The 12,694-nt window shown below is 39.9% G+C and carries 10 protein-coding genes and 1 tRNA gene; 1 reads left to right on the top strand and 10 read right to left on the bottom strand.

Translation table 11 applies throughout. The features are described 5' to 3' along the window. Positions 1-13 precede the first annotated feature (13 nt). The 8 genes from BLP54_RS09970 to BLP54_RS09935 all read right to left on the bottom strand — a co-directional run bounded on the left by BLP54_RS09970 (position 14) and on the right by BLP54_RS09935 (position 6,851). Positions 14-1,102 (bottom strand): PucR family transcriptional regulator, encoded by a 1,089-nt coding sequence (locus tag BLP54_RS09970; protein WP_090169274.1) that lies wholly within the window; start codon positions 1,100-1,102, stop codon positions 14-16. Positions 1,103-1,708: 606 nt separating this feature from the next. Continuing rightward, positions 1,709-2,929, bottom strand: a complete 1,221-nt coding sequence (locus tag BLP54_RS09965) for a C40 family peptidase (protein WP_090169271.1) — start codon at positions 2,927-2,929, stop codon at positions 1,709-1,711. A 141-nt stretch (positions 2,930-3,070) separates the two neighbouring features. Next, positions 3,071-3,976, bottom strand: a complete 906-nt coding sequence (gene trxB, locus BLP54_RS09960; RefSeq protein ID WP_090169269.1) for a thioredoxin-disulfide reductase — start codon at positions 3,974-3,976, stop codon at positions 3,071-3,073. 18 nt (positions 3,977-3,994) lie between these two features. After that, complete coding sequence (locus tag BLP54_RS09955; RefSeq protein WP_090169266.1) at positions 3,995-4,372, bottom strand: RidA family protein; 378 nt, start codon at positions 4,370-4,372, stop codon at positions 3,995-3,997. A 69-nt stretch (positions 4,373-4,441) separates the two neighbouring features. Then, a complete protein-coding gene (locus BLP54_RS09950) occupies positions 4,442-5,272 on the bottom strand; it encodes a CvfB family protein (RefSeq protein WP_090169264.1) in 831 nt (276 codons plus the stop codon). Then, a complete protein-coding gene (locus BLP54_RS09945; protein ID WP_090169262.1) occupies positions 5,272-5,970 on the bottom strand; it encodes an acyl-[acyl-carrier-protein] thioesterase in 699 nt (232 codons plus the stop codon). Before BLP54_RS09945 ends, BLP54_RS09950 begins: the two co-directional genes overlap by 1 nt. 55 nt (positions 5,971-6,025) lie before the next feature. After that, a tRNA-Gln gene (locus BLP54_RS09940) sits at positions 6,026-6,097 on the bottom strand. Between the two features lie 100 nt (positions 6,098-6,197). Continuing rightward, positions 6,198-6,851 (bottom strand): YigZ family protein, encoded by a 654-nt coding sequence (locus BLP54_RS09935; RefSeq protein ID WP_090169260.1) that lies wholly within the window; start codon positions 6,849-6,851, stop codon positions 6,198-6,200. 79 nt (positions 6,852-6,930) lie between these two features. Between BLP54_RS09935 and BLP54_RS09930 the strand changes: the two genes are divergently transcribed. Beyond that, the gene (locus tag BLP54_RS09930) at positions 6,931-9,519 is read left to right on the top strand and encodes a transglycosylase domain-containing protein (RefSeq protein ID WP_090169258.1); all 2,589 of its coding nucleotides are present in this window, start codon (positions 6,931-6,933) and stop codon (positions 9,517-9,519) included. Positions 9,520-9,579: 60 nt separating this feature from the next. Here the strand turns inward: BLP54_RS09930 and BLP54_RS09925 are convergent, their stop codons facing one another. Both BLP54_RS09925 and fba read right to left on the bottom strand, forming a co-directional pair. Then, on the bottom strand, positions 9,580-11,700 hold the full coding sequence (locus tag BLP54_RS09925) for a glutamine synthetase III family protein (RefSeq protein ID WP_090169254.1): 2,121 nt from the start codon (positions 11,698-11,700) through the stop codon (positions 9,580-9,582). A gap of 106 nt (positions 11,701-11,806) precedes the next feature. Further along, positions 11,807-12,670, bottom strand: coding sequence for a class II fructose-1,6-bisphosphate aldolase (gene fba, locus BLP54_RS09920; RefSeq protein ID WP_072914879.1), 864 nt, complete (start codon positions 12,668-12,670; stop codon positions 11,807-11,809). Positions 12,671-12,694: the final 24 nt, after the last annotated feature.

The following is a 12,694-nucleotide window of genomic DNA, read 5'->3' as shown; positions in this document are numbered from 1 at the left end:
AACAATTACTATATTAGAACTTTTCGCTCTCCATATACTTCATATATTTTACTACCATTAATGCAATCTTGAAAGTAATGGCATCCTCGAATACGCGCAAATCAAGTCCTGTACTCTTCTCGAGCTTATCTAGTCTGTAAACAAGGGTATTTCTATGAATATAAAGCTGTCGTGATGTCTCAGATACATTTAAACTGTTCTCAAAGAACTTGCTGATGGTTGTGAGAGTCTCCTCATCAAAATCATCAGGAGATTTGTTTTCAAAAATCTCTGAGATAAACATTCTACAAAGAGGAATAGGAAGCTGATAAATAAGTCGTCCGATTCCAAGCTGTGAGTATGCAATAACATTCTGGTCATTAAAGAAAATCTTGCCAACGTCCATAGCCATAGAAGCTTCTTTATAGGAACGTGAAACCTCTTTAATCTCACCAACAACTATTCCGTAAGATACTCTAACCTTCTTTGTATCCTTATCATGGAAAGCATCGATAATAACCGCAGCTATCTTATCGATTTCAGCATTAGAATCATTCTCGCCCAATTCCTTAACAACGATGATGTTTCTCTCATCAACAGCTGTAACGAAATCCTTATTCTTGCCACCAAAGACAGAGCGAACTCTATCAAGCTCATCACCATCTTTTTCTGGGCCCACTTCAACAATCATAACTACTCTACGAGCATTTATATCAACATGAAGCTTCTTTGAACGATTATAGATATCTACCAAAAGGAGATTATCTAATAATAAATTCTTGATGAAATTATCCTTGTCAAAGCGCTCTTTATAAGCAATCATGAGCTCCTGTATCTGAAAAGCAGCAATCTTTCCAATTGTAGAAGACTCCTCACTATCACCCATTGCAAGTACAACAAACTCCAGCTGTTGATCGTCAAAGACCTTAAAGAAATGGCAACCTAACGCAACCTGACTTTCAGCCTCAGATGCCGCAAAAACAGCTACTGCATCAGAATACTGTGCAGTATCCCCAAATGTAGCTGCGCACATAACACCATCAGAATCCATAACAGCCAAATCAATTTTTGTAAGTTGATGAAGTCCTTCTAGTGTATTTTGCATAATTTGATTCGAAATCATATCGAATACCTCCTGAGTATATATGCAATATCAACAATGTAAAACTCCCGTTTTGCATACAAATTCACATAACCTATCCATATTCTAATATAAATTACCAATAATGTGAATAGAAATATTATGATTATTTATGCAAATTTACAATTTTTACTATATATTTTTTATTGTGAGGTTTTACAAAAGTGTACAACAGAAGTTAAATTGTCTGATAATACTCAGATAAATCTGATAGAAGTTATTCTCTTCTAAAGTCAAGACTTTTAAGCAATTTCACAAGTTTTGTTGATTTAGGACAAAACAAATGTTTAGTGTCTTTGTGGATAACTTTTCAAACTAGTTCACAAATAATGTGGATAAAGTGGATAAGTCGTTAACAAGTCTGTTTTTTCGTTTTGATTGTTTGAATTTTTGTTGATAAAATGTTGCATTTACACACAATGGAATATTATATGTATTTTTAACATTCAATTCTTTTGTGCAATATTATCTAAAATTTCTCCGGAATAGCAAATATAATTCTCTGACAATTCTATAAGTTTTCAGAATATATAACCATAATAAAAGGCATCACCTGGGTGATGCCTAAATATTTTAATTTCTAGATATTTAGAAGATTCTTCTGATAGCTAAAATCTTCTTATAGTTTACATTTGAGTATGTAATACCAGTTCTCTTATTTGATGCATGAAGAAGAGTACCGTTACCAGCGTAAATACCTACGTGACCTGAGTAACATACGATATCTCCTGGCTGCATATCATCATAAGATACTCCATATCCAACGCTACGCATTGAGCTTGATGAATGTGGAAGGCTTACACCAAATGCTGAATAACAACTCATTACGAAACCTGAGCAGTCAGTACCATTTGTAAGTGATGATCCACCATATACATATGGATTACCAACAAACTGTGATCCGTAATTAACAACTGATCCACCGCCTGAACCAGATGGTGCTGAATAGCTCTTTCCTGATGAAGACGATGAAGATGATGAAGACTTAGATGAAGATTTTGCTGCAGCTGCAGTAGCTTTCTTAGCTGCTTCCTCTGCTGCCTTTCTCTCTGCCTCTTCCTTTGCTAAACGAGCCTGCTCTGCTGCCTTAGATTCTGCAACTGTGAAGTCTGTAGAAATATCAACATAATCTGTGCTGACATATCCTTCACCTTCATTACATGTAACCTTAACCCAACCGCTATCAATATCTGACTCGTCGATAACTACAAGGTCATCTCCGATAGGAAGTAAATCAATAACTGCTGAATCAGTAGATGCTGACTCTCTAACGTGAAGTGTGGTAGTGGTAACTGTAGCAAGACGCTTTGAAACCTGCTTTGCAAGCTCTTCATTATTTTGTACTACATATTCACTCTTTACATAACCTGTTACATCACCAGAAGTGATAAGTAACCATGTACCATCTTCTGCTTCTACAGTATCTGAAACTGTAGCTGCTGAATTATTATAAAGCTTTCCAACGTACTCGCTCTCAGCTGAAGCTGTTTCGCGAATATATACGTAATTATCAACCTGTGCGATAGCTATGTTAGCATATGGATTCTCTGCTGCGGCAACCGCATCAGCTCCGTTATCTGCTAACTGTGTATCTGCTGCTATAACTGTTGCATTTGCAAGCATATCATTAACTGTAAGCTGTGCTCCTGCAAAAGCAGTATAATTAGTAGTCTCTAAAACGCCTGTAGCACTTGATAGTGCGCTAACACCCGATGTAGCACTAGCTGCATCTGAGGTAAGTGATATACTAGAAACAACGACGCAAGCAGCAATGGTGTAGCTAACGGCTCTTGTCAAATTTAATTTCATTTTCGTAAGAAATCCTCCAATATGTTACAACTTTATTACAACTTTGAACATTATATAATCTGTTTCCTATCCTGTCAAGTGAAGAATTTTCGAACTAATGCCCAAGTTTATTGACATGTGTGTCTTTGTAATATTTTGTGATTATAAATAACGCTCTATAGAAGCAATAGAATTTGCTCCATCTGCAGTGGCTGTAATAACCTGCCTTAACTGCTTTGTTCTAACATCTCCGGCGGCATAAATTCCTTTAATGGATGTGGCACAGGTCTCATCTGCAATGATATATCCTGCATCGTCCTGAGCTGGTAACCCCTCAATCGCCCCAGTATTTGGAACATTACCAACTGCAATAAACACACCATCAAGATTAATCTTCTGAACTTCATCAGTGTTTTTATTCTTTACACTAACAGCCTCAACCTTATCCTGTCCGATTATTTCCTCTACTGTAGAATCGAAAATAATCTGAATCTTGTCTGTAGCTTTTACCTGCTCCTGAAGAACTACTGCTCCTCGGAATTCATCTCTACGATGTATCAGGTATACCTTCTGACAAAATCTTGCAAGATAAAGAGCATCCTCCAAGGCAACGTCACCACCGCCAACTACAGCAACCACCTTATCTTTGAAAAAGGCACCGTCGCAGGTAGCACAGTATGAAACTCCCATTCCTGAAAGCTCCTCCTCGCCTGGACAGCCAAGCTTCTTATTAGAAGCGCCTGTAGCAATGACAACGGTTTTAGTCTCAAAGGTAGCTTTCTTAGTGACAAGCTCTTTTGTGTCGCCCTTATCTATAATAGAAGTAACTCTTCCTCGTGCGAACTCAACATTAAGCTTTTCACAGTGTGCTCTCATGGCTTCTGCCAAACCTTCACCTGAGACACCTGGCATTCCTGGATAATTATCAATCTCGTAAGTGCTAAGTATTTGTCCACCGCTGATAGAACTGGTATCTAAGACAAGAATGTTTCTTCCCGCTCTCTTGCCATAGATAGCCGCCGCAAGACCAGCTGGTCCTGCGCCAATAACAACTATGTCATAAATCATAACTTATTCTCCAAAATCCTAATTTTTAGTGGCAATAGCCTCTGCCTCTAAAAGAACATCTTTTGGGATTCTGGCAACTTCGATGCACGAACGTGCTGGGAATGGCTCTGGGAAGTACTTAGCGTACACCTCATTAATTGCTGCGAAGTCTTCCATGTTCTTGATGAACACAGTAGTCTTAACAACATTAGCCATAGATGTGCCTGCTGACTCTAAAAGAGCAGACATACTTTTGAATACTCTGTCGGCCTGAGCAGCTGCACCTTCTGGAATCACTCCTGTAGCTGGATCAACAGGAATAATACCGGATGTGTAGACCATACCATTCACTTCAATAGCCTGTGAATATGGGCCAATAGCTGCCGGAGCCTTTTCGGTAGAAATTACATTTTTCATACCAATATCCTCCTTTTCCTCTCCCCTTTTTTAACCGCTGATATTACTGGTTACATTATACCACGTAATTTAGTCGACGGCACGACGAATTTTGCCATCTGTTAAAGTTATTTTTCTTTCCTTATAAAGACGTCCTACTGCACGCTTAAAGGCAGCCTTTGAAAGACCAGTCTCTCTCTTGATAACTTCTGGAGAAGCCTTTTCTGAGAATGGTAATACTCCTGCGTAGCTGTCAATAAGCTCAAGAAGTGCCTCGGCATCATCCTCCATCTGGACATATGCCTTGTCTCTGATAGTGACATCACATTTACCATCTTCTTTGATTCCAGTGATGCGAACCATGATAACGTCACCGATACGATATTTTGAAACATCTTCATGACGAGGAATCATAGATGAATATTTGTCCTCAAGGGCAACGAAAGTACCAAAGTCATGACCGAACTCATAAATACGAGCCTCAACCTCATCGCCTACCTGATATGGTGGCTTTTTAGAAAGGAGCTCATAAATGCCCTTCATGCTGGCGCAAAGTCTCTCACTCTTATCAATATATACTCTGACAAGAATCTCATCACCTTCTGATGGCTGACGTGTCATTTCTTTAAATGGAAGGAATAAATCTTTTTCAAGACCCCAATCCAAAAAGGCGCCCACCTTATTAACCTGGCTGACTGAAAGCACGCCGTACTGTCCAAGTGTTAACTTAGGCATATTGGTAGTGGCAATAAGTCTGTCCTTTGAATCCTTATATACGAAGGCAGTAACCTCATCTCCTATGCCAGATCCTTCTGGGACCTGCTTCTTAGGAAGAAGAACTCTATCTGTTCCGTCGGAAAGATATACTCCGAACTCTACCTTCTTTTCTATTTTAAGCTTCTGTATTTCTCCTAGCTTCATTATTTGTACTCCACAATTGTATAAATTTCATCGTCCTTTTTTAGAACGACCTGGTAACCTTGTTCTAATTCTACCAAATAAACCTGTAATTCATCAAATAGCAATGCTGCCTTTTTATAATTAACAGTGATGGTAGAGAAATCCTCCCTTGGAAGGAATCGTCTTGTCACATCTATATAGTAGGAATTATTCATGTGACTATTTGTATCAAGATGGAACTCACTGACAACAAATGTGCCCACCTGCTCACCTTCCGATGAGATTTTTAATTTGCTTCTATTGAAATCAAATTCTGGTCTGTCTGGATCTTCTGGATAAGCCTCAATCATTTTATCTGTAAGACGAGCTGGACGCTGACTCTCCAAATCCATTAATACCCAAAGCGAATCTGCATAAACCAGCAATTCGCCCTCTTCACTTTCTATAGTGTAGATACGTCTTGCCAGCATACCCTTAACCTGATATGGATAAGTCTTAATAACAATCTTCTCCATATATTTAGGCATTCTGTTTATATGAATTTCGTATGCAGTGACAAACCAACCCATGTGATTAGGAGCAAGATAAAATACTCCAACTCCTACATCATCAGAATGAAAGCAACTGCAATCCTGCATGTAATTTACCAAATCAAAATAAGTAAGATTAAGATTAGCATCAACCTCGCTGTAACTTACTCTGCTATTATACTGATACATATCTACTCCTTTAGATACAAAAAAGACCTAAGCACTTTCGCTTAGGTCTTCGAAGCTGGCCCACAAGGATTCGAACCTTGAAATGACGGAGTCAGAGTCCGTTGCCTTACCATTTGGCGATGGGCCATTACTATTCGTTTCCGCTGTGTTTTTGTTTCTTTACCGCGTCAACGAATGCTATTATAGGACATAAATTTTAAAAGTGCAAGTACTTTTTTCAACTTTTTTTAAAATTTTAAAATTTGACCATCCAGTATGTCATATCGAATCTCGTCATCCCACGTAATTATGGCGTTTCCGGCAGTTTTGTCTGCAATAATTGTATTTAAATTTTCTACCATTTCTGATGGTGCAACGGATGAAATTACAACATCAGCTCCAAAATCCGTATTTAAAATTGGAAGATTTTTTTCTCTGAGAACATACTCAATTTTTCCATAGCCATTATAGTCAGTGGCAATGGAACATTCTCTTCCTGTTTTTGGAGAAAGAAGCTGACAATTTGCCAAGCCTTCCTGAACAGCTGCCTGATACGCACGGACAAGTCCGCCTGTACCAAGTAGTACTCCTCCAAAATAACGTGTAACAACCACAACACAATTATGGATATTCTCTCTGAGTAAAACATCAAGCATAGGACGACCTGCAGTCTGAGCTGGCTCGCCGTCATCATTACATCTTGTTATTTCATTATTCTGTCCAATCACAAAAGCAGAACAGTTGTGTCTGGCATCCCAGAATTCTTTCTTCTTTCCATTAATAAACTGTACAGCCTCTTCCTCGGAAGTAACTGGAGCTATATGGGCAATGAATCGAGATTTCTTTTCTTCTATCTCGCCTGTGCCACCTTTGTAAACTATTCTAAATTCCTTATCTGCCATGTCCCTTCCTTCCAATGCTTAGTTCTCTTTATTATAATCAAATTTTTTGCTATAATGAAGTCTAAATTTGGAGGTAAATATGAATTACGGAAAAGAAAATGCAGCTAAGCAATCCGCTCAGCTTACAGGACGAGGCAAGCGTAAACGCCATAGTGCCGGACTTGCTGTTATTCGTATCGCATTGATATGTATAGTTTCTGTAGTAATTGCATGCGGTGTTATTGCTTATCTCTATGCAAAAAATCTTATTGACCAGTTGCCAGATGTATCTACAATCGACATCTCACCTACTGGATATATGAGTACAGTTTATGATTCAAATGGAAATGAAATTGAGACTCTTGCTTCCACAGGTGCCAATAGAACTTATGTCAAACTAGATCAAATTCCTGAGCATTTACAACATGCTTTTGTTGCAATTGAGGATTCTCGTTTCTATGAACATAATGGAATTGACCCACAGGGTATTGTTAGAGCGGCTGTAACAGGCATAGCTAATGGCTTCCATTTTTCACAGGGTGCCAGCACAATCACACAGCAGCTACTAAAAAATAACTATTTTACAACCTGGACTTCTGAACACACAAAAATAGACAGCATAAACCGAAAGATTCAGGAACAATACTTAGCAGTACAGCTTGAAAAAATCGTTAAGAAATCTGTTATCTTAGAGAACTATCTTAACAGTATAAATCTTGGGCAAAATACTTTAGGTGTTGAATCAGCTGCAGAAAGATATTTCAATAAATCTGTATCCGATTTGACACTTTCCGAAAGTGCAGTTATTGCAGGTATTACTCAGAACCCTTCAAGATATAACCCTATTACACATCCTGAAGAAAATGCAAAACGCCGTAAAAAAGTTCTCGGTGACATGCTAAATCAGGGTTACATTACTAATTCCGAATATGAAGCTGCTTTAGCTGATGATGTTTATGACAGAATTCAGGTTCTTAATACTGAATTATCATCATCTTCTACTTCATATTTTGTAGATGCTCTTACAGATGAAATTGTTACTGATTTAGAAGAAAAACTTGGATACTCTGAGTCTGAGGCATATTCATTATTATACTCAGGCGGTCTTTCAATTTATTCTACTCAGGATTCAAATATACAGAACATTGTAGAGGAAGAAATCAATAATACCGATAACTACAACAAGCTTGAAAAGGTTTCATTCTCTTACAGACTGACTATAACCAAATCTGATGGTTCTACAAAGAATTATTCAGATATTACAATGCTTTCTTATTATCAGGCTGCAAAGAATAATAGTAATTACAATCTTGAGTTCGAATCAGAGGAAGCGGCAGCAGAAGCTATCGAAGCCTATAAAGCTGCTATTATGGAAGAAGGCGATGAAGTAGCCGGAGAATCAATCACTTACACACTTCAGCCTCAGGCAGCGATGACTATCATTAATCAATCCACTGGAGAAGTGGTTGCCATGGTTGGTGGACGTGGTGATAAAACAGCCGCTAAAACTTTGAATCGTGCTACAGGTATCAAGAGACAGCCTGGTTCTACTTTCAAGGTAATTGCCTGCTACGCAGCAGCACTTGATGCCGGTGGAATGACTCTTGCATCTGTTGAAAACGATATGCCTACTACCTATAGAAATGGTAAACCAGTTAAGAATTATAATAACTCTTACCTTGGATGGACCAACATCCGTACAGCGATTACCAATTCAATTAATGTAGTTACTATAGAAGTAATGGCAGATATTGGAACAAGTCTAGGCTTCCAATATGCAAAGGATTTAGGAATTACCACTCTTATTGACGGCGATAACAATCAGGCCCTTGCCTTAGGTGGTATCACTGATGGTGTTACAAATGTTGATTTGACATCTGCATATGCAACCATCGCAAATGGCGGCGAATACAACAAACCAATCTTCTACACTACAGTAGTTGATCATCAGGGAAATATAATTCTTGATAACAGAGAAAACACTCCTAAGAGAGTATTAAAAGAAACAACAGCATGGCTTCTTACAAGCGCTATGCAGGATGTTATGACTGCTGGAACTGGTAAGGTTGCCAACTTCGAAGGAATGGCTGTAGCAGGTAAATCTGGTACTACCACAAAGAATAAAGATACAGTATTTGCTGGTTTCACACCATACTATACAGGCGTTATTTGGGGCGGTTTTGATGACAATACACCTCAGAGCTACACTACTTATTCAAAGGTTATTTGGAAGGCTGTAATGAGCAGAATTCATAAGGAATTGCCTTACAAGAGCTTCACACAGCCATCAGGCATTGTAACAGCCACCGTATGTAAGAAATCCGGAAAGATTGCAGTACCAGGTGTATGTGATTGCGATCCTCGAGGTTCACAGGTTTACACCGAATACTTTGAGGAAGGCACAGAGCCTACAGAATACTGTGATAAGCATTATCTTGGTAATGTATGTACAGAATCTCACATGTTCGCAACATCAGGATGTCCACATTACTCAGGTGTATTCATAATTGGAGCAGGTGCCGGTTCACAGGATGAACCATTCGGCGTTGATCCAGCCACCTTCGGACAGTATTGTCCATATCATGGAGGCGAGCCATTACCTAACTCAGGTTCCTTCGGCGGAAGCGCCACAGGCACCACAGAGACCACCTCTGACGGAGTTAAGATTCAGGTTATAGGCGGAGAGTAAGCTTCGCTTTGGCAACCAAAAAAGAGCTTCAAATGAAGCTCTTTTTTTATATGCTTATTATTAAACTTCAAAGATCATATCGCCGTAGCTTGGCATTGGCCATACATCTTTGTCTACAATCATTTCAAGTGCATCTACTGGACGACGGAGGTCTTCCATAGCCTTTACAACATCTGAGTGGTAGAAGTTAGCTTTCTCACAGCTAGATGCCTTCATAGTATATGCTTTCTCGTTAGTTTCCTTAAGAGTGATAAGAGCATCCTTTGCCTCGCGAAGGTAATTAGATACCTTAAGAAGGAGCTCCTTCTGTGTGCTTACATCAGCCTCTGGACATGCATCTGTGATGGTGCCAATAGAAAGCCCAAGCTCTGTAGCATAGCTGATAACAGCTGGAATAATCTGCTTAGAAGCCATATCTATCATTGTACGGGCTTCGATGTTGATTGATTTAATATACTGCTCATATTCGATTTCTGCACGTGATTCAAGCTCTACCTTAGAGAATACTCCAAACTTCTCAAACATTGAAACAGTTGCATCTGTAGTAAGAGCTGGAATTGCTTCTACAAGGGAATTAATGCTAGGTAAGCCTCTCTTCTCTGCTTCTGCAATCCATTCCTCACCATATCCATTACCATTGAATACGATTCGCTGATGTTCTGTAGCAAGATCTTTAATCATATCATGAACAGCAGCATCAAAATCCTTTGCCTTTTCAAGAACATCACATGCCTCACAGAGAGCCTCTGCCATAATTGTATTTAAAACAACGTTTGGCTCACCTACGGAATCCTGTGAACCTGGCATTCTAAACTCGAATTTATTTCCTGTGAAGGCAAATGGTGATGTACGGTTTCTGTCAGTAGCGTCCTTTCTAAAATCAGGAAGAGTCTTAACACCTGTAGCAAGCTTCTCACCCTTCTTTGACTTTGTAGCTGTACCTGTGGAAATAAGCTGAGTAAGTACATCCTCAAGCTGCTCTCCAAGATATACAGAGATGATAACTGGAGGTGCCTCATTGCCTCCGAGACGCTGGTCATTACCAACATCTGCTGCAGACTCACGAAGAAGATCTGCATGCTTATCTACTGCCTTTAACACAAGGCAAAGAACAAGGAGGAACTGGATATTCTCATGTGGTGACTTACCTGGCTCAAAAAGGTTGATACCATCATCTGTTACAAGTGACCAGTTATTGTGCTTGCCTGAGCCGTTAACGCCGTTAAATGGCTTTTCATGAAGAAGGCACTGAAGGCCATGGCGGTTAGCCACCTTTCTAAGTGTCTCCATAATAATCTGGTTGTGATCAACAGCAACATTACACTGTGCATAGATAGGTGCAAGCTCATGCTGAGCTGGTGCAACCTCGTTGTGCTGTGTCTTTGAAGAAACACCAAGCTTCCAAAGCTCAATGTTTACATCGCGCATATATGCCTCAATGCGCTCTGGAATAGAACCGAAGTAATGGTCGTCCATCTCCTGTCCCTTAGGCGGCATAGCGCCAAATAATGTACGTCCTGTGTACATTAAATCCTTGCGTGCAAGATACATTTCACGATCGATAAGGAAATATTCCTGCTCTGCACCAACTGATGGAGTAACACGCTGTGATGTGGTGTTACCAAATAATCTAAGAAGTCGAATTGCCTGCTCCGAAAGAATCTCCATTGAACGAAGAAGTGGAGTCTTCTGATCAAGTGCTTCGCCAGTATATGAGCAGAAAGCTGTAGGAATGCAAAGTGTAGCTCCAGCTGCATCCTGTCTTACGAAGGCAGGAGAAGTTGGATCCCAAGCAGTGTATCCTCTAGCCTCAAATGTGGCACGTAAACCACCTGAAGGGAAGGATGATGCATCTGGTTCACCCTTAATCAATTCCTTACCTGAAAAGCTCATGAGAACCTTTCCTGATGGTAGTGGAGCAGAAATGAAGGAATCATGTTTTTCTGCTGTAATACCAGTAAGTGGTTGGAACCAATGTGTATAGTGAGTCGCACCCTTCTCAATTGCCCATTCTTTCATCTCATGAGCAATTACATCTGCTGTCTCTAAATCAAGTTCTTTCCCCTCTGAGATAGTCTGCTTAAGCTTCTGATATGTCTTCTTTGGAAGGCGTTCCTGCATAACTGTATCGTTAAAAACGTTTTCTCCAAAGATGTCAGCCACATTAAAATATTGTTCCATTCTATATGTATCCTTTCACACAAAATAATAGAAAAGACAATCAGCATATAAAATATACCGATTGCCTTTTCCAAAGCTCATACTAGAGCCAAATAATCATAATGAATTAAGCCTTTCCTACTGAACCGAAAAGCTCCATCTTTTCTTTAACTGTAGCCTTGATAGCGTCTGTACCAGGAGCAAGAAGCTTACGTGGGTCAAATCCCTTACCCTCAAGATCCTTACCAGCCTCTACATACTTACGTGTAGCATCAGCGAATGAAAGCTGGCACTCTGTGTTAACGTTGATCTTAGAAACGCCAAGCTCGATTGCCTTCTTAATCATATCAGCTGGGATACCTGTACCACCGTGAAGAACGAGTGGCATAGCACCTGTCTTCTGCTGGATAGCATCAAGTGTCTCGAATGAAAGACCAGCCCAGTTCTCTGGGTACTTGCCGTGGATGTTACCAATACCAGCTGCAAGCATATCAACGCCAAGGTCAGCGATTGTCTTGCACTCTTCTGGATCAGCACACTCGCCCATACCTACAACACCGTCTTCCTCACCACCGATTGAACCAACTTCACACTCGATAGAAAGACCAAGCTCATGAGCTACGTGAACGAGCTCTGTAGACTTAGCAAGGTTCTCCTCGAATGGATAGTGTGAACCATCAAACATGATAGAAGTGAAGCCAGCCTTAATGCACTTGTAGCATCCTTCGTATGTACCGTGATCAAGGTGAAGTGCTACAGGAACTGTGATTCCGAGCTCCTCGTCCATAGCCTTAACCATAGCTGCAACTGTCTTGAAGCCTGTCATGTACTTGCCAGCACCCTCAGAAACACCAAGAATTACAGGTGAGTTGAGCTCCTGTGCTGTAAGAAGAATGGCCTTTGTCCACTCAAGATTGTTAATGTTGAACTGACCAACTGCATAGTGGCCTGCTTTTGCCTTATCAAGCATTTCTTTTGCAGAAACTAACATAAAATTATTCCTCCATATTTTCGT

The sequence above is a fragment of the Pseudobutyrivibrio sp. 49 genome, from assembly GCF_900100545.1.
Classification (GTDB): domain Bacteria; phylum Bacillota; class Clostridia; order Lachnospirales; family Lachnospiraceae; genus Pseudobutyrivibrio.
The sequence above is the reverse complement of the archived record's forward strand: the minus strand, read 5'-3'. Positions and strand labels throughout refer to the sequence as shown.